This is a genomic window from Streptomyces sp. NPDC058650 (assembly GCF_042717315.1).
Taxonomy (GTDB): Bacteria; Actinomycetota; Actinomycetes; order Streptomycetales; family Streptomycetaceae; genus Streptomyces.
The window spans coordinates 104,584-123,397 of record NZ_JBHXRL010000002.1 but is presented as its reverse complement, the minus strand read 5'-3'; the positions used below and the strand labels follow the sequence as shown (position 1 = coordinate 123,397).

The following is an 18,814-nucleotide window of genomic DNA, read 5'->3' as shown; positions in this document are numbered from 1 at the left end:
GAACCGGTACCGAAATTCACCCCACGGAGTGAGGGCGGGGTGGCGGGCCGGGCTCAGTGCTTGTAGAAGCCCTGCCCGCTCTTGCGCCCGATGTCACCCGCGTCCACCATCCGGCGCATCAGCTCCGGGGGTGCGAACTTCTCGTCCTGGGACTCGGTGTAGATGTTGTTGGCGGCGTTCACCAGGATGTCGATGCCGGTGAGGTCGGCCGTCGCGAGCGGGCCCATGGCGTGGCCGAAGCCGAGCTTGCAGGCGATGTCGATGTCCTCGGCGGTGGCGACGCCCGACTCGTAGAGCTTGGCGGCCTCGACGACGAGGGCCGAGATGAGGCGGGTGGTGACGAAGCCGGCCACGTCACGGTTGACGACGATGCAGGTCTTGCCGACGGACTCGGCGAACTCGCGGGCGGCGGCCAGGGTGGCGTCACTGGTCTTGTAGCCGCGGACCAGCTCGACGAGCTGCATCATCGGGACCGGCGAGAAGAAGTGGACGCCGACGACGGCCTCCGGGCGCTCCGTGACCGCGGCGATCTTGGTGATCGGGATCGCGGAGGTGTTGGAGGCGAGGACGGCACCGTCCTTGGCGATCTTGTCGAGCGAGCGGAAGATCTCGTGCTTGACGTCGAGGTTCTCGAAGACGGCCTCGACGACGATGTCGGCGTCGGCGACGGCTTCGAGCTCGGTGGTGGCGGTGATCCGGCCGAGGGCGGCCTCGGCGTCGGCGGCGCTCAGCTTGCCCTTCGCGACGAACCGGTCGTACGACCCCTTGATGCCGTCGGTGCCACGGGTCAGGGCGGCGTCGGTGACGTCACGCAGGACGACGTCCCAGCCCGCCTGTGCCGAGACCTGCGCGATGCCGGATCCCATGAGTCCGGCCCCGATGACGGCGAGCTTCCTGGCCACGATGTTCCACCCCTTAACGCCTGTTCACTTCTGGCTCTCCGGCGGAGATTAGCGGTCGCGGGGCGCCATGTGACCGCTAAGTAATGCGCGTCACGCCCTCTTTGACGGACGTCACACTCACGACACCTCCTCCGCCCGCTCAGCCCTCGCGCACGGCGTACGTCAGGACCCGCTCGCCGAGCAGCTCCTCGATCTCGTCGAGGAGGACGAGGGCCTCGCGGGAGACGGTCGTCGCCTTGCGTCCCGCGGTCATCTCGCGGGTGATGTAGGCGACGACGGTGTTCTCGATCCAGGCGAGCTGGCCGCCGACGAGCAGCGGCAGCGGGTCGTCCCCGTCGGCCCCGGTCTCCTCCCGGAGGGTGGCGACGACGGCGTCGTGGACCTGCTGCTGGAGGTGGAAGAGCCGGGCCTTGAGGGTGGGGGCGTGCTCGATGACGTTCATGAAGGCGTCGAAGCCGTCCATGAGTCCGTAGGCGGGCGAGACGGCGCCGATGTCCTGGCGCAGTGCGCGCAGGACGGCCGCGGCGGCGGACTCGCCCCGGTCGCGGCCGCGGATCATCCGGGCGAGGCGCTGGGTGACGCCGTCCATGCGGTCGAGGAAAAGGTCCTCTTTGGCCGGAAAGTAGTTGTAGACGGTGTTGACGGAGACGTCCGCCGCCTCGGCGACGTCGGCGACGGTCACGGCCACGAAGCCGTGCTCCAGGAAGAGCCCGGTCGCGATGTCCGAGATCCGCTGCTTCGTCTCGCGCTTCTTGCGTTCCCTGAGTCCCTCGGCCATGCCCACATCCTAGGCTCCCTGAAATTTTGGGCCACCTTAAAACTTAGTGACGTTGCAAAATTAGAGTGACTCTGTTTTTCTGGTCGGCATGCCCATCATCAGCACGGCCGGGCTCGCCCGGACCTTCCCCGGCAAGAACGGCCCCGTGGAGGCCGTCCGCGGGATCGACCTGACCGTCCGGCCAGGCGAGATCCTCGGACTCCTCGGCCCCAACGGCGCCGGCAAGACGACCACCCTGCGGATGCTCACGACGCTGCTCCCGCCCACCGGCGGCGCCGCCACCGTCGCCGGCCACGACCTCGTCAAAGACCCCGCGGCCGTACGCCGACGCATCGGGTACGTCGCCCAGTCCGGCGGCCTGGACCCCCAGGAGACGGTCCGCTCCGAGCTCGTCCTCCAGGGCAGGCTCTACGGCCTTGACCGCACCCGCGCGACCGCCCGCGCCGAGGAACTCGCGGTGGACCTCCACCTCACGGAACTCCTCGACCGGCCGACCCCGGCACTCTCGGGCGGCCAGCGCCGCCGCCTCGACCTCGCGATGGGGCTCACCCACCGGCCGGAGATCCTCTTCCTCGACGAGCCGACGACCGGACTCGACCCCGGAAGCCGCGCCGACCTGTGGGCCCTGGTGCGGCGGCTGCGCGACGAGCACGGCACGACCGTCGTCCTCACCACGCACTACCTGGACGAGGCCGACGCGCTCGCCGACCGGCTCGTGATCGTGGACGAGGGCACGGTCGTCGCCGAGGGCAGCCCCGCCGCCCTCAAGGCCGCGCACGGCGCCGCCACCCTCCAGGACGCCTTCCTCGCCATCACCGGGCGCGGCCCGGCCCCCGCCGACACCACTCCCGTAGCCGTCTAGGACCCCTGATGCTTCTCCACGACACCGCGCTGCTCTTCGGGCGCTACGCCCGCCAGACCCTGCGCTCCCCGTTCCAGATCTTCTTCGGCGCCCTGATGCCGCTGCTCTACCTGTTCTTCTTCGGCCCGCTGCTCACCGGACTCCCGCTGGGCCGCGAGGGCGACTCCTGGCAGATCCTCGTCCCGGGCCTGCTGCTCCAACTCGGCCTCTTCGGCGCCTCGTTCGCCGGGTTCTCGATCATCATGGAGAAGAACTGGGGCGTGTTCGACCGGATGCGGGTCACGCCGGTGAGCCGACTGGCGCTGCTGCTCGGCAGGGTCCTGCGGGACGCCGCGCTCTTCGTCTTCCAGGCGGTGCTGCTCGTCCTGGTGGCCGTCCCGATGGGCCTCAGGGCGCCGCTCCCCGGGATCCTGATCGGCTTCGGCTTCGTCGCCCTGCTCTCGGCGGCGCTCGCCTCGCTCTCGTACGCCCTGGCCCTTAAGCTGCCGAGCCCGCAGGAGTTCGGCCCCGCGATCAACACGCTCGCGATGCCGGCGATGCTGCTGTCGGGCCTGATGCTGCCGATGGCTCTCGCCCCCGGCTGGCTGGACGCGCTGTCGCACCTGATGCCGTTCCGCTATCTGGTGGACGCGGTCCGGGAGGCGTACATCGGCCACTACACGACACCGGCCGTGCTGTACGGGGTGCTCGTCGCCCTCGCGCTGACGGCGCTCGCCGTGACGGTCGGCACACGGACGTTCCGGAGCGCCGGTGCGTAACCCAGGGGGTGCCTTGCCGGTCAGGCCGGGCTCGCGGGGTCTGGCAACGCACCCCCTAGGCTGGACCCATGGTCAATCTGACGCGCATCTACACCCGCACCGGCGACCAGGGCACCACGGCCCTCGGTGACATGAGCCGGACCGCCAAGACGGATCTGCGGATCTCGGCCTACGCCGACGCCAACGAGGCGAACGCCGTCATCGGCTCGGCCGTCGCCCTCGGGCAGCTGGACGAGGAGGTCGTGAAGGTCCTCGTCCGTGTCCAGAACGACCTGTTCGACGTGGGGGCCGACCTCTGCACGCCCGTGGTGGAGGACCCCAAGTACCCGCCGCTGCGCGTCGAGCAGGCGTACGTCGACAAGCTGGAGGCCGACTGCGACCGCTTCCTGGAGGAGCTCGAGAAGTTGCGCTCCTTCATCCTGCCGGGCGGCACGCCCGGTGCGGCACTGCTGCACCAGGCGTGCACGGTGGTCCGGCGGGCGGAGCGCTCCACGTGGGCGGCCCTCGAGGTGCACGGCGAGTCGATGAACGCGCTGACCGCCACCTACCTGAACCGCCTCTCAGACCTGCTCTTCATCCTTGCGAGGACGGCGAACAAGGAGGTCGGGGACGTGCTCTGGGTCCCGGGCGGAGACCGCTAGTCCGACTGCCACCCCATGCCGGGGGTCCGGGGGGTTGCCCCCGGGGGATGCAGCATCCTTGCCAGGACGGCGAACAAGGAGATCGGGGACGTGCTCTGGGTCCCGGGCGGAGACCGCTAGTCCGACTGCCGCCCCATGCCGGGGGTCCGGGGGTTGCCCCCGGGGGATGCGGCATCCGAGATCCCTTCCGGGGCCTTCTTCGGCCAGATCGCGTAGCTGAGCGCGATCAGGCCGTGGATGCCCACCGCCCGCCAGGCGCCGAAGATCCAGCTCCGCAGGCCGTCGGTGTTCCCGTCGCCGCCGACGTACCAGACCGCCAGGAGCAGCAGGACGGAGGCGACGCACGCGGCGACCACCGAGCCGAGCCAGATGCTGCCCTCGTGGCGGGCGCGCGCCATGCCGTACCGCGGCGGCTTCTGCGGCGGCGGGCCGCCGCCCAGACGGTGGGCCGCGTGGCCGTCGAGCCACTTCACGGTCCGGTGGCCGTGGCCGACGGTGTAGCCGATGTACACGGCGGCGAGCCCGTGCCGCCAGCTCGGTTCGGCCCCGTTCTTGAGATCGACCACGGTGACGACCAGGAGCAGGACCTCCAGGAGCGGCTCGCACAGCAGCAGCGCCATGCCCGCCCGGGGCATCTTCAGGAGATAGCGGGTGGCGAGGCCGGCGGCCAGCAGGACCCAGAAGCCCACCTCGCAGATCACGATCAGCGTGACGATCACGTTCTTCCCCTTTCGGTTCCCCCTCAGCGTCCCGTGGGATCGGGCGCGGTTCGTCGTCGGCGGTGACGAAGTCCGCCTACATCCTTCGGCGGAGGGACGGATCGGCCGGGACGAGGAGGTCCCCCCGCGCGGGGGCGTGTTGGATGGGTACGTGACGCTCCCCCGCCCGCACCGCATCGACCTGTACATCGCCGCCACCGGGCTGGTCGGCGGCCTGATCCTGTGGTCGTTCGGACTCTTCGTGACCGGGGACCATCTCATCGGACCGCGCTGGGCGACGCTGATCCCGCTGGTCGTGATGTCCGCGATGGAGGCCCTGCGCCGCGCCGCTCCCCGGACCGCCCTGATCGTCGGCACCCTGGCGATCGTCGGCGACCAGTTCACCAACGGCAACCTCGCCACGGTCCTGATGTTCACCGACGTGGTCTACGCGGCCGTGGTGTACGGCACGCCCGCCCAGGCCCGGCGCATCCCGTACACCATGGGACTCATCACCGTCACGGTCACGGTGGTCTGCCTCGTCTGGTGGCAGAACGCGATCGCGCTCCTCGTGGGCGTGATCACCGGCATGCTCTCCTTCCTCCCGGCGATCACGGGCGCGATCGTCCGCAACCACCGGGAGGCGGCCGACGCGGCACGGCTGCGCGCCGAGCAGACCGCGCTGCTCGCCGAGATGGACCGTACGCAGGCGGTGGTGGCCGAGCGCTCCCGGATGGCTCGGGAGCTGCACGACATGGTGGCGAACCACTTGTCGGCGATCGCCATCCACTCGACGGCCGCGCTCTCGCTCGACGAGCCGGCCACCACCCGGCAGGCACTGACCGTGATCCGGGAGAACAGCGTGGCGGGCCTGGCGGAGATGCGGCGGCTCATCGGGCTGCTGCGGGACAGCAGCGGGGACACGGAACCGGCCGCCGCGCCGACGCTCGCGGGTCTGGACGCGCTGGTGGCCCAGTCCGCGGCGAACGCGGAGCCGAGCGGACTCGTGATCGTCCTGGACGACACCCGGGAGGACCCGGCGGGGCTGCCGGCGCCGGTGGAGCTGGCCGCGTACAGGATCGTGCAGGAGTCCCTGACGAACGCGCTCAAGCACGCGGCCCCCGGCGAGGTGCGGGTGACACTGGGGCAGGAGCCGGGCGCCCTGTGGGTCCGGGTGACGAGCCCGTACGGGGAACGGCCCGGGCCGACCGCGCCCGGGTCGGGGGCCGGTCTGGTGGGCATGCGGGAGCGGGTGGCCCTGCTCGACGGGGTCTTCGAGACGGGTCCGGTCACGGACGACGAGGGACGGAAAGAATGGCGGGTCCGGGCGGAACTGCCCGTACGCGCGAACGACGAGGAGCGGACATGACGGTACGGGCGGGCAGGGAGCCGGCATGACGGTACGAGTGGTGGTCGCCGAGGACCAGAGCGCGGTGCGGTCCGGGCTCGTCCTGATCCTGGGCAGCGCCCCGGACATCGAGGTAGTCGGGGAGGCGGCGGACGGGGAGCGCGCGGTGGAGCTGGCGCGCGAGCTGCGCCCCGACCTGGTCCTGATGGACGTGCAGATGCCGCGGATGGACGGGGTGACGGCGACCGGGATCGTCGTCTCGGAGGGGCTGGCGGACGTGCTCGTCCTGACCACCTTCGATCTCGACGCGTACGTGTTCGGTGCGCTGCGGGCGGGCGCCGCGGGCTTCCTGCTGAAGAACGCGGAGGCGCGGGAGCTGATCGAGGCGGTGCGGACGGTGGCGCGCGGCGAGGGGCTCATCGCCCCCGCGGTGACGCGGCGGCTGATCGCCGAGTTCGCCGCGACGGGTCGCCCGGCGCGAGCGACGTCGGGGACGGACCCGGCGGTGCTGGACGCTCTGACGCCCCGGGAGCGGGAGGTGCTGCGGGCGCTGGGCGGCGGTCTGTCGAACGCGGAGATCGCGGTACGCCTCGACATGGCGGAGGCGACGGTGAAGACGCACGTCAGCAAGGTGCTGGGGAAGCTGGAGTTGCGCAGCAGGGTCCAAGCGGCGGTCCTGGCAAAGGAGTTGGGCGTCTAGGCGAACTCGGCGACGTTGGTCTGGACCTCTTGACGATTGGTCCAGACCTTCCTACGCTCGCGGGGCGCGCGCATCTTCACGGACCACCCCCACCTTGTCCGTCCGCAACTTGAGGAGCACCGTTGAGCACTCAAGCACCGACGCGCAGAACAGGGTTCAGACGCCGGGCCGCCGCCGGCCTGACCGCCCTGATCCTGCCGCTGGCCGCCATGGTCGGCCTCGCCACCCCCGCCGAAGCGGCCACATCGGCCACGGCGACCTACACGAAGACCCAGGACTGGGGCACCGGTTTCGGTGCCAACTGGACCGTCAAGAACACCGGCACCACCACCATCAGCTCCTGGACCGTCGAGTGGGACTACCCCGCCGGCACCGCGGTCACCTCCGCCTGGGACGCCACCGTCACCAGCTCCGGCACCCACTGGACCGCCAAGAACGTCGGCTGGAACGGGACCCTCGCCCCCGGCGCCTCCGTCTCCTTCGGCTACAACGGCACCGGCCCGGGCGCGCCCACCGGTTGCAAGATCAACGGCGCCGCCTGCGACGGCACCTCCCAGCCGGGCGACAACCCGCCCTCGGCACCCGGCACCCCGGTCGCCTCCGGCATCACCGACACCTCGGTGAAGCTGACCTGGACCGCCGCGACCGACGACAAGGGCATCAAGAACTACGACGTCCTGCGCAACGGCACGAAGGTCACCACGCTCACCGGCCTGACGTACACCGACCAGGGCCTGTCCGCCGGCACCGACTACAGCTACACCGTCGTCGCCCGCGACACCATCGACCAGACCGGCCCCGCCGCCGGCCCGGTCCCCGTCCGCACCACCGGCGGAGGCGGCACCCCGCCCCCGAACGTGGTGAAGATGGGCTACTTCACGAACTGGGGCGTCTACGGCCGCAACTACCACGTGAAGAACATCGTGACCTCGGGCTCCGCGTCCAAGATCACCCACATCAACTACGCCTTCGGCAACGTCACGGGCGGCAAGTGCACCATCGGTGACGCCTACGCCGACTACGACAAGGCCTACACCGCCGACCAGTCCGTCGACGGCGTCGCCGACACCTGGGACCAGCCGCTGCGCGGCAACTTCAACCAGCTGCGCAAGCTGAAGAAGGCGTACCCGAACATCAAGATCCTCTGGTCCTTCGGCGGCTGGACCTGGTCCGGCGGCTTCGGCCAGGCCGTCCAGAACCCGACCGCCTTCGCCCAGTCCTGCTACGACCTGGTCGAGGACCCGCGCTGGGCCGACGTCTTCGACGGCATCGACCTGGACTGGGAGTACCCGAACGCCTGCGGTCTGTCCTGCGACACCAGCGGCGCTGCCTCCTTCAAGAACATGATGCAGGCAATGCGCGCCAAGTTCGGTGCCAACAACCTGGTCACCGCGGCCGTCACGGCCGACGCCTCCCCCGGCGGCAAGATCGACGCCGCCGACTACGCGGGCGCCGCGCAGTACATGAACTGGTTCAACGTCATGACGTACGACTTCTTCGGCGCCTGGGCGGCGCAGGGTCCGACGGCCCCGCACTCCCCGCTCACCTCGTACGCCGGCATCCCGCAGGCGGGCTTCAACTCCGCCGAGGCGATCGCCAAGTTCAAGGCGAAGGGCGTCCCCGCCTCCAAGCTCCTCCTCGGCATCGGCTTCTACGGCCGCGGCTGGACCGGCGTCACCCAGGCCACCCCCGGCGGCACGGCGACCGGCCCCGCGCCGGGCACCTACGAGCAGGGCATCGAGGACTACAAGGTCCTGAAGACCTCCTGCCCGGCCACCGGAACCGTCGCGGGCACGGCGTACGCCAAGTGCGGCACCAACTGGTGGAGCTACGACACCCCGGCCACGGTCACGTCCAAGATGAGCTGGGCGAAGAACCAGGGCCTGGGCGGCGCGTTCTTCTGGGAGTTCAGCGGTGACACCGGCAACGGCGAACTCGTCGGCGCCATCAACACCGGCCTGAACTAGCACGAACGAGTACGACCACGCGGTACGACGAAGCGGGGGCCGGCGCAGCACGCCGACCCCCGCTTCTTCACGTACTAAGCGACATTCACCCTCTGCCCGGGAGGCGCCGCCTCGAGCCAGGCCATGAAACCGGTCCGGGCGTCCTCGCTCATCGCGAGCTCCAGCCGGATCCCGTCGTACGTACAGGCCTGGATCACCGCGTCCGAGAGCAGCGCGAGCTCCTCCTCGCCCTCCGGCGTCCGGCGCTCCAGGGCCACGATGGCCGAGCGCTCCAGGACGCGGCGCGGGCGGGGCGAGTAGGAGAAGACACGGAACCAGGCGATCTCGTCACCGCTGTAGCGGGCGACGCCGTACACCCAGCCCTTGCCGGTCGGGTCCGGCTCGTCGGGGATGTCCCAGCGCAGGGAGCAGTCGAAGGTGCCGCCGGCGCGCTGGATCAGCCTCCTGCGCAAGCCGAAGACGAAGAGCCCGATCACCACCAGTGCGACGACCAGGCCGCACACGAGCAGAGCGAGGAACATCTTCACCGACCTCCTCGCTGCGTCCCGTGGCCGGCACAGCCGACCGAACCGAAATACACGTGCATCTGCATCGCCTCAGCCGCGGCACGGTCTGGATAATTCCAGCCGTGCCGCGGCTGAGGGCACTTCTACTCGGCGCGGACCGTCAGCGGACCGCTACCGCGCGCAGCCGGACATCGGCGCGCCGCTCGGCGGCGGCGTCGGAGTCCGACTTCGCACGCTCCAGCGCGCGCTCGGCGCGCTGGGCGTCGATCTCGTCCGCCAGCTCGCAGATCTCCGCGAGCAGAGACAGCTTGTCGTCGGCGAAGGAGATGAATCCGCCGTGGACGGCGGCGACGACGGTCGCGCCCTCGCTGGTACGGATGGTCACCGGGCCCGACTCCAGCACACCGAGCAGCGGCTGGTGGCCGGGCATGACGCCGATGTCGCCGGAGGTGGTACGCGCGATGACCAAGGTGGCCTCGCCGGACCAGACACTCCGGTCCGCGGCGACCAGCTCGACGTGCAGCTCAGCAGCCAAGGGTGGCTCCTCGGGTCACCACCCGGCGGTCGTGCCGGGTGTTGGGGTCAATTCTAATGGGCGTGGTGAGGGGGGCGGGACCGGAATCCCGCCCCCCTCGGAGCGCGGGGCTCAGGAGACGCCAAGCTCCTTGGCGTTCTTCCGGAGGTCCTCGATGCCACCACACATGAAGAAGGCCTGCTCGGGGAAGTGGTCGTACTCACCGTCGCAGATCGCGTTGAACGCGGCGATCGACTCGTCGAGAGGAACGTCCGAACCGTCCACACCGGTGAACTGCTTCGCCGCGTGGGTGTTCTGGGACAGGAAGCGCTCGACACGGCGGGCGCGGTGGACAACGAGCTTGTCCTCCTCGCTCAGCTCGTCGATACCGAGGATCGCGATGATGTCCTGGAGGTCCTTGTACTTCTGCAGGATTCCCTTGACGCGCGTGGCGGCGTCGTAGTGGTCCTGCGCGATGTAGCGCGGGTCCAGGATCCGGGACGTGGAGTCCAGCGGGTCCACGGCCGGGTAGATGCCCTTCTCGGAGATCGGACGGGAAAGAACCGTCGTCGCGTCGAGGTGGGCGAAGGTGGTGGCCGGAGCCGGGTCGGTCAGGTCGTCCGCGGGGACGTAGATCGCCTGCATCGAGGTGATCGAGTGACCACGGGTCGAGGTGATGCGCTCCTGGAGGAGACCCATCTCGTCGGCCAGGTTCGGCTGGTAACCCACCGCGGAGGGCATACGGCCGAGCAGGGTCGACACCTCGGAACCGGCCTGGGTGAAGCGGAAGATGTTGTCGATGAAGAAGAGAACATCCTGCTTCTGCACATCGCGGAAGTACTCCGCCATGGTCAGACCGGCGAGGGCCACGCGCAGACGGGTGCCCGGGGGCTCGTCCATCTGGCCGAAGACAAGCGCGGTCTTGTCCAGAACGCCCGCTTCTTCCATCTCGACCATGAGGTCGTTGCCCTCACGGGTGCGCTCGCCGACGCCCGCGAAGACCGAAACACCGTCGTGCAGCTTGGCCACACGGACGATCATTTCCTGGATCAGAACGGTCTTGCCGACACCGGCACCACCGAACAGACCGATCTTTCCACCCTTGACGTACGGGGTGAGAAGGTCGACGACCTTCAGGCCGGTCTCGAACATCTCGGTCTTGGACTCGAGCTGGTCGAAGGCCGGGGCCTTGCGGTGGATCGTCCAGCGCGGCGCGTCGGCCACGGTGGAGGCGTCGTCGTTCAGCACCTCACCGAGCGTGTTGAACACACGGCCCTTGGTGACGTCACCGACGGGGACCGTGATGCCCGTGCCCGTGTCGGTCACCGGGGCCTGGCGGACCAGGCCGTCGGTGGGCTGCATGGAAATGGCGCGGACGACGCCGTCACCGAGGTGCTGGGCGACCTCGAGGGTCAGCGTCTTGGTCGCGCCCTCCTCGGTCGGGTCCATGACCTCGACGTGCAGCGCGTTGTAGATCGCCGGCATCGCGTCGACGGGGAACTCCACGTCGACGACCGGGCCGATGACCCGGGCGACGCGGCCCGTGGCGGCGGCCGTCTCAACAGTGGTCGTCATTACTTGTCACTCCCCGCGGTCGCGTCGGCCAGGGCTGCGGTGCCACCGACGATCTCGCTGATTTCCTGGGTGATTTCGGCCTGGCGGGCCGCGTTGGCAAGTCGGGAGAGATTGTTGATCAAGTCTCCCGCGTTGTCGGTCGCCGACTTCATCGCGCGGCGCGTGGCGGCGTGCTTGGAAGCAGCCGACTGGAGCAGCGCGTTGTAGATACGGCTCTCGACGTACCGGGGCAGCAGGGCGTCGAGGACGTCCTCCGCCGACGGCTCGAAGTCGTACAGCGGGCGGAGCGTGTCCGACTCGCCGGCCTCCCTCGTCACCTCGTCGAGGCTGAGGGGCAGCAGCCGGGCCTCGACCGCCGTCTGCGTCATCATCGAGACGAACTCGGTGTAGATGATGTGGAGCTCGTCCACACCACCCTCGGCCGTGTCCTTCTCGATCGCCTCGATCAGCGGTGCCGCGATCGTCTTGGCGTCGCCGTACGACGGCTGGTCCGTGAACCCGGTCCACGTACCGGCCAGCTTCCGCTCGCGGAAGTTGTAGTGCGCGATGCCACGACGGCCGACGACGTAGACGATGACCTCGCGGCCCTCGCCTTCCAGCTTCGCCGTCAGCTTTTCCGCCGCCTTGATGGCGTTGGAGTTGAAGGCGCCGGCCAGACCGCGGTCGCTCGAGAGGAGCAGGACCGCGGCACGGACGGGGTTCTCCGCCTCGGTGGTCAGCGGGTGCTTGTCATTCGCACCCGTGGCCACCGCCGTGACCGCGCGGGTCAGCTCGGTCGCGTACGGAGTCGACGCCTGCACCTTGCGCTGCGCCTTGACGACACGCGAGGCGGCGATCATCTCCATCGCCTTGGTGATCTTCTTCGTCGCGGTGACGGATTTGATGCGACGCTTGTAGACCCGGAGCTGCGCTCCCATGAGTCAGGTCCCTTCCGTCGTCACTTCGAGACGTTGACGGCGGCAGGAGCGTCCTCGCCCAGCAGCTTGCCGTCAGAGGTCTCGAACTGCTTCTTGAACTCCGCGATGGCGTCACCGACGGACTGCAGGGTGTCGTCGGACATCTTGCCGCCCTCACGGATGGAGGTCATGAGACCCGAGTGGTTCTGGCGGAGGTACGCCAGGAGCTCGGCCTCGAAGCGACGGATGTCGACGACCGGGACGTCGTCCATCTTGCCGGTGGTGCCGGCCCAGACGGAGACGACCTGGTTCTCGGTGGGCATCGGCTGGTACTGAGCCTGCTTGAGCAGCTCGACCATGCGCTGTCCACGCTCCAGCTGCGCCTTGGAGGCGGCGTCCAGGTCCGAACCGAAGGCGGCGAACGCCTCGAGCTCACGGAACTGGGCCAGGTCCACGCGGAGGCGGCCGGAGATCTGCTTCATCGCCTTGTGCTGGGCGGAGCCACCGACACGGGAGACCGAGATACCGACGTTCAGGGCCGGGCGCTGGCCGGCGTTGAACAGGTCGGACTCCAGGAAGCACTGGCCGTCGGTGATGGAGATGACGTTGGTCGGGATGAACGCCGACACGTCGTTCGCCTTGGTCTCGACGATCGGCAGACCGGTCATCGAACCGGCACCGAGCTCGTCCGAGAGCTTCGCGCAGCGCTCGAGCAGACGCGAGTGCAGGTAGAAGACGTCACCCGGGTAGGCCTCACGGCCCGGCGGGCGGCGCAGCAGCAGCGACACGGCGCGGTAGGCGTCGGCCTGCTTCGACAGGTCATCGAAGACGATCAGGACGTGCTTGCCCTGGTACATCCAGTGCTGACCGATGGCGGAACCGGTGTACGGCGCCAGGTACTTGAAGCCGGCCGGGTCGGACGCCGGGGCGGCGACGATCGTCGTGTACTCGAGCGCACCGGCCTCTTCCAGGGCGCCGCGAACGGACGCGATGGTCGAGCCCTTCTGGCCGACGGCGACGTAGATGCAGCGAACCTGCTTGTTCACGTCGCCCGAGCGCCAGTTGTCGCGCTGGTTGATGATCGTGTCGACACACAGCGCGGTCTTGCCGGTCTGACGGTCACCGATGATCAGCTGACGCTGACCACGGCCGACCGGCGTCATGGCGTCGACGGCCTTGTAGCCGGTCTCCATCGGCTCGTGCACCGACTTACGGGCCATAACGCCCGGGGCCTGCAGCTCGAGGGCGCGGCGGCCCTCGGTCGCGATCTCGCCGAGACCGTCGATCGGGTTGCCGAGCGGGTCGACGACGCGACCCAGGTATCCCTCACCGACACCGACGGAGAGGACCTCGCCGGTGCGCTGCACCGACTGTCCCTCCTCGATGCCGCTGAACTCGCCGAGGACGATCGCACCGATCTCGCGCTCTTCGAGGTTCAGCGCGAGGCCGAGGGTGCCGTCCTCGAACTTCAGCAGCTCGTTCGCCATGGCCGAGGGAAGACCCTCGACCTTCGCGATGCCGTCGCCGGCCAGGCTGACCGTGCCGACCTCCTCGCGCGAGGCCGCGTCCGGCTGGTACGACTGGACAAAGTTCTCCAGTGCGTCCCGGATCTCCTCCGGCCGGATCGTGAGCTCCGCCATCTGGGTTCCCTGCTCTCCTTGTTGGGCCCGAAGTTTCTTAAGGGGTCTGGGGGCCGACCCCCAGGAATCTTCTGCAATCTCTGCACGGCCCAACCGGGCCGCTGGTGATGCTGTGATGCTTGTTGCTTTGGTGGCCGCAGCCGTCAGCCGGCCAGTCGCCGGGTCGCCTCGCCGAGGCGCTCCGCGATGGTCCCGTTGATGACCTCGTCGCCGACCTGCACCGTGATCCCGCCGAGGACCGCCGGGTCCACGTCGAGGTTCAGGTGCATCTCCCGGCCGTACAGCTTGGCCAGAACGGCACCGAGGCGCTGCTTCTGCTGGTCGGACAGCGGCACCGCCGTGGTGACGACGGCGACCATCCGGTTCCGGCGCGCCGCGGCGAGCTTGGAGAGGGACTCGAGTCCCGCTTCCAGGCTACGTCCCCGGGGCTGGGTCACCAGACGGACGACCAGACGCTCGGTGGTCGCGTGGGCCTTGCCGCCGAGCAGGCTGCGGAGCAGCGCGCCCTTGGCGGTGGCCGTGGCGGCCTTGTCCGTCAGCGCCGAGCGGAGCTCGGGGCTGGAGGACACGATCCGGCCGAACCGGAACAGCTCGTCCTCGACGCCATCGAGCGCGCCCGCCTTCTGCGCCGCGGTGAGGTCGGCGATGTTCGCCAGCTCCTCCGCGACGTCGACGAGGTCACGCGAACGCGACCAGCGGTTGCGCACCATGCCCGAGACCAGGTCGACGGTCTCGCCGCCCACCTGACCGCTCAGGAGTCGCTGCGCGAGCTCGGCCTTGGCCTCACCCGACTGCGCGGGGTCGGTCAGGACCCGGCGCAGCGACACCTCGCGGTCGAGGAGCGCGGTGACGGCGGTCAGCTCGTCCGAGAGCTTCGTCGCGTCGGCCGACGTGTTGTCGGTCAGCGCGTCGAGGGACTCGCGGGCGGCGGACAGTGCCTCGCGGCTCGCTCCGTTCATCGGACGGCCTCTGCCTTCTCCTCGAGCTCATCGAGGAAGCGGTCGATCGTCCGGCTCTGGCGGGCGGTGTCCTCAAGGGACTCGCCGACCAGCTTGCCGGCCAGGTCGGTGGCGAGCTTGCCCACGTCCTGACGCAGCGACGCGGACGCGGCCTTGCGGTCGGCCTCGATCTGCGAGTGGCCGGCCGCGATGATCTCCTCGCGCTGGCGCTGGCCTTCCGCCTTCATCTCCTGGATGATCGCGGTGCCCTGCTCCGTCGCCTCCTGGCGAAGACGCGCGGCCTCGTGGCGGGCCTCGGCGAGCTGGGCCTTGTACTGCTCCAGCACGCTCTGGGCCTCGATCTGGGCCGACTCGGCCTTCTCGATGCCACCCTCGATGGCCTCGCGACGCTCGTCCAGAACCTTGTTGATGTTCGGGAGGAGCTTCTTGGCGAGGAAGCCGAAGACGATGACGAAGGCGATCAGGCCGATGACGAGCTCGTCAAGATGCGGCAGCAGAGGAGGCTGGGGCTCCTCCGCCTGCGCAAGAAGAAGCGCGTTCACATCAGTGCCTTCCGTAAAAGAATCGGGCTGTCGGTCCGGCTTACTGGTAGACGAAGCCCATGACGATGCCGATGAGGGCGAGCGCCTCACAGAAGGCGAAGCCCATGATCTGGTTGGTGCGGATCAGACCGGCGGCCTCGGGCTGGCGGGCGAGGGCCTGCGTACCGTTACCGAAGATGATGCCGACGCCGACGCCGGGGCCGATCGCGGCGAGGCCGTAACCGATCGAGGCGACGTTGCCGACGACGTTTTCCTTGGCGCCGGCGGCGAGGTTGACCATGTCGAGAGCAGCGGACATGCCGTTACTTCCTTCTCTTTCAATGACCCGGTGGGGGTTGGCCACCGGACGACTGATGGTTTCGGGGGTGGAGCTACGGGGCCGGGACGGCTCAGTGGTGCTCGGAGAGCGCGCCCTGGATGTAGCTGCAGGCCAGGAGCACGAACACGTACGCCTGGACGGCCTGGATGAAGAGCTCGAAGGCGGTCATCACGAGGACCATCACGAACGAGGCGCCGGCGTAGACGAAGCCGAGACCGTTCATGAGGTACCAGGTGGCCAGCGAGAACATCACGATCAGCAGGTGACCGGCGAACATGTTCGCGAACAGTCGCACCGCGTGCGTGAAGGGCCGGATCAGGAGGTTCGAGAAGAACTCGAGGACGACGACCATCGGGAGGATGGCACCGAGGGACTTGTCGTACCCGACGATGTTCTTCCAGCCGCCCACGAAGCCGTGCTTCTTGAAGGTGAGCGAGATCCACATGACGTACACGATCAGCGCGAGACCGGCCGGGAAGGCGATCAGCGAGGTGACCGGGAACTGGGCGAGCGGAACGATCGACCAGAGGTTCATGATCCAGACGAAGAAGAACAACGACACCATGAAGGGGACGTACTTCTCGCCGTCCTTCTTGCCGATGATCTCGTAGACGATGCCGCGGCGCACGAAGTCGTAACCGGCCTCGCCGACCATCTGCATCTTGCCGGGGATCAGCTTGGGCTTGTTGAAGGCGGCCCAGAAGAACCCGACGACCACGATCGACCCGAGCACGGCGAGCAGCATCGGCTTCGTGAGCTCGATGCCGGCCACCGTGGCGATGGGCTCGTACATGAACGTGTGCAGGCCCGGAGCCGGGAAGCCGCATCCACTGAAGATGTGGCAATCCGGGTCGAAGGCAAGCGTCTGGTCAGCACTCACCGCGGGCTCCTTCAGCGTGGCGCATAGGTACGGCAACCTCGTTGTGTCGGCGCGGCACGCAGCCGCGGGTCGGCACTGGACTGGTCTTACGGATAAGGGGGCGGCGGTTCGGCATCGAGCCTCGCGCTGGGACAGGCGTCAGCTCGGATGCCCGCGCCCGCAGTGCCGCAGTTGGCACCGGACGATAGCAGGAAGCCGAACGTGGCTTTATCCCGGCCCTACCCTTCACGACTTCGACCCCGTGTTTCCGGGGTCGATGTACGTGATCTTGGCCTTCATGTACGCACGGGCCTGCGCGGCGACCCACACCACGGTCGTCGCGAGCAGCGTGAAGGCGAAGGCCTTGAAGTCGAACAGCGTCGTGTTCTTGAGCAAGGCAAGGAAGATGAAGAGCACCAGCAGCTGGGCCGTGTAGAGCATCAGCCCCATGGCCTGGAAGAGGTGCGGAAGCGACTTCGCCGTCCGCTGCAGAACCAACTGCCCGATACCCATGAAGAGGATCACGACCAGAGTGCCGACGACGGCGCCGATCGCCCCCTTGCCACCCGCGAGCACGCCGCTGATGGCCGTGGCGACAGCGCCGACGACAGCGGTGGGAACGATGGTGTGCAGAAGGATGCGTGCGTCGTTGGACGGCATGGCGGTGTCTCCGCTTGCTGGAGGGGGCGATGGTGTCGTCATGGACGAGCGTAAGCCCGGTCCGAGGTGGGTCTCGGGGCCAACGGACCGTCGCACTACGGTCTTTCGGCTCTGTCGCCGGGTCTCGTGAACGGTATCACAAACTATTTGAGTAGTTCTTTACCCACAAGGTGTGCCAACTGTCACACATGAGGGCTACACCGCGCGTGTGTGCGCGACACGAGGGCGAGTTGTCTGCTAATGGCCGCCGAAGCGGCTTTCGTCAACTCGGTGTTCCGGCCTTCCGCCGATCGGAGAAGCGCCCGCGGTTGCCGATGGCGGTGGCCCCGTGGAGCCCCGCGGGCACCGGAACCAGCTCCTCCGCCGCGACCGCGTCCCCATCGACGTCGACGCTTGCGGCCGTCTCCGGTACGGGGGCCGGCTTGCGGCGCCGGTAGCGCGGCGGGACGACGGCCTCCGCCCAGCGCGGGGCCCGCGGCGTGAAGCGCGGCAGCAGGAGCAGCACCAGGCCGATCGCGCTGAGCACGGTGATGCCGAGGACGATCCACATCGACGCCGAGTGGACCGAGTACGCCAGCGTCCCGAAGGCGATCAGCGCCGACCAGAAGTACATGATCAGCACCGCGCGGCTGTGCGAGTGCCCGATCTCCAGGAGCCGGTGGTGCAGGTGCCCGCGGTCGGCCGCGAACGGCGACTGCCCCTTCCACGTACGGCGCACGATCGCGAGGACCAGGTCCGCCATCGGGATCGCGATGATCGTGAGCGGCAGCACCAGCGGGATGAAGACGGGCAGGGCGGCGTGGGTGGCCTGCCGGGTCGAACCCTCGAAGATCTTCAGCGCGTCCGGGTCGACCTGGCCGGTGATCGAGATCGCCGAGGCGGCCAGGATCAGACCGATCAGCATCGAGCCCGAGTCGCCCATGAAGATGCGCGCCGGGTGCATGTTGTGCGGCAGGAAGCCCAGGCACATGCCCATGAGGATGGCGGTGAAGAGCGTCGCGGGGGCGGCGGCCTCGATCGTGTAGCCGTACCAGAGCCGGTAGGCGTACAGGAAGAAGGCCGCGGCGGCGATGCAGACCATGCCGGCGGCGAGGCCGTCGAGACCGTCGACGAAGTTGACGGCGTTGATGGTGACGACGACCAGGGCGACCGTCAGGAGCGTGCCCTGGCCCGGGGTCAGGGAGACCACGCCGACGCCGGGGATCGGCAGCCACAGGATCGTCAGACCCTGCGCGACCATCACGCCCGCCGAGATCATCTGGGCGCCCAGCTTGATGAGCGCGTCCAGCTCGAACTTGTCGTCGAGGACGCCGATCAGCCAGATCAGCGCGGCGCCGGAGAGCAGCGCGCGCGGTTCGTTGGACAGCTCGAAGACACTGCTCAGGTTCTGCAGGTGGTCGGCGACGAGCAAGCCCGTGCACAGCCCGAAGAACATGGCGATGCCACCGAGCCGCGGAGTCGGTTCTCGGTGTACGTCGCGGGCCCGGATCTCCGGCATCGCCCCGGTCGCGATGGCGAACTTCCGCACCGGACCGGTGAGCAGATAAGTCACCGCGGCCGTGACACAGAGCGTCAGCAGGTAATCACGCACGGGCTGCCCCACAGGAATCGCTGGCCATCTCAGCCCCACACCCTAGCCGTGCCGTCCATGTGCTTGGAGACACGCGGGCCACCCGAACGGTTGCGCTCG

20 protein-coding genes are annotated in these 18,814 nt (G+C 68.9%); 6 read left to right on the top strand and 14 right to left on the bottom strand.

Annotated elements, in window-relative coordinates; translation table 11 throughout:
• Nucleotides 1–53 precede the first annotated feature (53 nt).
• Entirely contained in the window at nucleotides 54–902 is an 849-nt protein-coding gene (locus tag ACFWWU_RS04345) for a 3-hydroxyacyl-CoA dehydrogenase family protein (RefSeq protein WP_384138757.1), read from the bottom strand.
• A gap of 139 nt (nucleotides 903–1,041) precedes the next feature.
• A complete protein-coding gene (locus tag ACFWWU_RS04340) occupies nucleotides 1,042–1,680 on the bottom strand; it encodes a TetR/AcrR family transcriptional regulator (protein WP_384138754.1) in 639 nt (212 codons plus the stop codon).
• Nucleotides 1,681–1,768: 88 nt separating this feature from the next.
• On the opposite strand from ACFWWU_RS04340, the gene ACFWWU_RS04335 reads away from it, so the two are divergent.
• From ACFWWU_RS04335 to ACFWWU_RS04325, 3 genes are all read left to right on the top strand, one after another.
• A complete protein-coding gene (locus tag ACFWWU_RS04335) occupies nucleotides 1,769–2,542 on the top strand; it encodes an ABC transporter ATP-binding protein (RefSeq protein WP_384138751.1) in 774 nt (257 codons plus the stop codon).
• A gap of 8 nt (nucleotides 2,543–2,550) precedes the next feature.
• Nucleotides 2,551–3,300, top strand: a complete 750-nt coding sequence (locus ACFWWU_RS04330) for an ABC transporter permease (protein ID WP_384138748.1) — start codon at nucleotides 2,551–2,553, stop codon at nucleotides 3,298–3,300.
• Nucleotides 3,301–3,368: 68 nt separating this feature from the next.
• The gene (locus ACFWWU_RS04325; protein ID WP_384138745.1) at nucleotides 3,369–3,941 is read left to right on the top strand and encodes a cob(I)yrinic acid a,c-diamide adenosyltransferase; all 573 of its coding nucleotides are present in this window, start codon (nucleotides 3,369–3,371) and stop codon (nucleotides 3,939–3,941) included.
• A 116-nt stretch (nucleotides 3,942–4,057) separates the two neighbouring features.
• Here the strand turns inward: ACFWWU_RS04325 and ACFWWU_RS04320 are convergent, their stop codons facing one another.
• Complete coding sequence (locus ACFWWU_RS04320) at nucleotides 4,058–4,660, bottom strand: hypothetical protein (RefSeq protein ID WP_384138742.1); 603 nt, start codon at nucleotides 4,658–4,660, stop codon at nucleotides 4,058–4,060.
• A 151-nt stretch (nucleotides 4,661–4,811) separates the two neighbouring features.
• On the opposite strand from ACFWWU_RS04320, the gene ACFWWU_RS04315 reads away from it, so the two are divergent.
• From ACFWWU_RS04315 to ACFWWU_RS04305, 3 genes are all read left to right on the top strand, one after another.
• Nucleotides 4,812–6,008, top strand: a complete 1,197-nt coding sequence (locus ACFWWU_RS04315) for a sensor histidine kinase (protein ID WP_384138739.1) — start codon at nucleotides 4,812–4,814, stop codon at nucleotides 6,006–6,008.
• Between the two features lie 25 nt (nucleotides 6,009–6,033).
• A complete protein-coding gene (locus ACFWWU_RS04310) occupies nucleotides 6,034–6,687 on the top strand; it encodes a response regulator (protein WP_384138737.1) in 654 nt (217 codons plus the stop codon).
• 122 nt (nucleotides 6,688–6,809) lie between these two features.
• The gene (locus ACFWWU_RS04305) at nucleotides 6,810–8,654 is read left to right on the top strand and encodes a glycosyl hydrolase family 18 protein (RefSeq protein WP_384138734.1); all 1,845 of its coding nucleotides are present in this window, start codon (nucleotides 6,810–6,812) and stop codon (nucleotides 8,652–8,654) included.
• A 74-nt stretch (nucleotides 8,655–8,728) separates the two neighbouring features.
• Here the strand turns inward: ACFWWU_RS04305 and ACFWWU_RS04300 are convergent, their stop codons facing one another.
• From ACFWWU_RS04300 to ACFWWU_RS04250, 11 genes are all read right to left on the bottom strand, one after another.
• Nucleotides 8,729–9,175, bottom strand: a complete 447-nt coding sequence (locus ACFWWU_RS04300) for a DUF2550 domain-containing protein (protein ID WP_384138731.1) — start codon at nucleotides 9,173–9,175, stop codon at nucleotides 8,729–8,731.
• A gap of 145 nt (nucleotides 9,176–9,320) precedes the next feature.
• On the bottom strand, nucleotides 9,321–9,695 hold the full coding sequence (locus ACFWWU_RS04295) for a F0F1 ATP synthase subunit epsilon (protein WP_024761909.1): 375 nt from the start codon (nucleotides 9,693–9,695) through the stop codon (nucleotides 9,321–9,323).
• Nucleotides 9,696–9,806: 111 nt separating this feature from the next.
• Nucleotides 9,807–11,249, bottom strand: coding sequence for a F0F1 ATP synthase subunit beta (atpD, locus tag ACFWWU_RS04290; RefSeq protein ID WP_317599169.1), 1,443 nt, complete (start codon nucleotides 11,247–11,249; stop codon nucleotides 9,807–9,809).
• On the bottom strand, nucleotides 11,249–12,166 hold the full coding sequence (locus ACFWWU_RS04285) for a F0F1 ATP synthase subunit gamma (protein ID WP_384138727.1): 918 nt from the start codon (nucleotides 12,164–12,166) through the stop codon (nucleotides 11,249–11,251). The genes atpD and ACFWWU_RS04285 overlap by 1 nt, the downstream gene beginning before the upstream one ends.
• Nucleotides 12,167–12,186: 20 nt before the next feature.
• Entirely contained in the window at nucleotides 12,187–13,785 is a 1,599-nt protein-coding gene (gene atpA / locus ACFWWU_RS04280; protein ID WP_024761912.1) for a F0F1 ATP synthase subunit alpha, read from the bottom strand.
• A 143-nt stretch (nucleotides 13,786–13,928) separates the two neighbouring features.
• On the bottom strand, nucleotides 13,929–14,744 hold the full coding sequence (locus tag ACFWWU_RS04275; RefSeq protein ID WP_384138724.1) for a F0F1 ATP synthase subunit delta: 816 nt from the start codon (nucleotides 14,742–14,744) through the stop codon (nucleotides 13,929–13,931).
• Entirely contained in the window at nucleotides 14,741–15,286 is a 546-nt protein-coding gene (locus tag ACFWWU_RS04270) for a F0F1 ATP synthase subunit B (RefSeq protein ID WP_329621161.1), read from the bottom strand. The genes ACFWWU_RS04275 and ACFWWU_RS04270 overlap by 4 nt, the downstream gene beginning before the upstream one ends.
• Before the next feature lie 40 nt (nucleotides 15,287–15,326).
• On the bottom strand, nucleotides 15,327–15,584 hold the full coding sequence (gene atpE / locus ACFWWU_RS04265) for an ATP synthase F0 subunit C (protein WP_093874070.1): 258 nt from the start codon (nucleotides 15,582–15,584) through the stop codon (nucleotides 15,327–15,329).
• A 91-nt stretch (nucleotides 15,585–15,675) separates the two neighbouring features.
• Nucleotides 15,676–16,485: a F0F1 ATP synthase subunit A gene (gene atpB / locus ACFWWU_RS04260; RefSeq protein WP_384138719.1), complete on the bottom strand. Its 810-nt coding sequence runs from the start codon at nucleotides 16,483–16,485 to the stop codon at nucleotides 15,676–15,678.
• Between the two features lie 225 nt (nucleotides 16,486–16,710).
• Nucleotides 16,711–17,124, bottom strand: coding sequence for a hypothetical protein (locus ACFWWU_RS04255; RefSeq protein ID WP_384138716.1), 414 nt, complete (start codon nucleotides 17,122–17,124; stop codon nucleotides 16,711–16,713).
• A gap of 262 nt (nucleotides 17,125–17,386) precedes the next feature.
• On the bottom strand, nucleotides 17,387–18,715 hold the full coding sequence (locus ACFWWU_RS04250; RefSeq protein WP_384138713.1) for an MraY family glycosyltransferase: 1,329 nt from the start codon (nucleotides 18,713–18,715) through the stop codon (nucleotides 17,387–17,389).
• Between the last annotated feature and the right edge of the window lie 99 nt (nucleotides 18,716–18,814).

Bases quoted from the DNA above. Each gene is read 5' to 3' on its own strand.
- ACFWWU_RS04340 (WP_384138754.1), bottom strand. From the start codon at position 1,680: ATGGCCGAGGGACTCAGGGAACGCAAGAAGCGCGAGACGAAGCAGCGG.
- ACFWWU_RS04335 (WP_384138751.1), top strand. From the start codon at position 1,769: ATGCCCATCATCAGCACGGCCGGGCTCGCCCGGACCTTCCCCGGCAAG.
- ACFWWU_RS04330 (WP_384138748.1), top strand. From the start codon at position 2,551: ATGCTTCTCCACGACACCGCGCTGCTCTTCGGGCGCTACGCCCGCCAG.
- ACFWWU_RS04325 (WP_384138745.1), top strand. From the start codon at position 3,369: ATGGTCAATCTGACGCGCATCTACACCCGCACCGGCGACCAGGGCACC.
- ACFWWU_RS04310 (WP_384138737.1), top strand. From the start codon at position 6,034: ATGACGGTACGAGTGGTGGTCGCCGAGGACCAGAGCGCGGTGCGGTCC.
- ACFWWU_RS04300 (WP_384138731.1), bottom strand. From the start codon at position 9,175: ATGTTCCTCGCTCTGCTCGTGTGCGGCCTGGTCGTCGCACTGGTGGTG.
- atpD (WP_317599169.1), bottom strand. From the start codon at position 11,249: ATGACGACCACTGTTGAGACGGCCGCCGCCACGGGCCGCGTCGCCCGG.
- ACFWWU_RS04285 (WP_384138727.1), bottom strand. From the start codon at position 12,166: ATGGGAGCGCAGCTCCGGGTCTACAAGCGTCGCATCAAATCCGTCACC.
- atpA (WP_024761912.1), bottom strand. From the start codon at position 13,785: ATGGCGGAGCTCACGATCCGGCCGGAGGAGATCCGGGACGCACTGGAG.
- ACFWWU_RS04275 (WP_384138724.1), bottom strand. From the start codon at position 14,744: ATGAACGGAGCGAGCCGCGAGGCACTGTCCGCCGCCCGCGAGTCCCTC.
- atpE (WP_093874070.1), bottom strand. From the start codon at position 15,584: ATGTCCGCTGCTCTCGACATGGTCAACCTCGCCGCCGGCGCCAAGGAA.
- ACFWWU_RS04255 (WP_384138716.1), bottom strand. From the start codon at position 17,124: ATGCCGTCCAACGACGCACGCATCCTTCTGCACACCATCGTTCCCACC.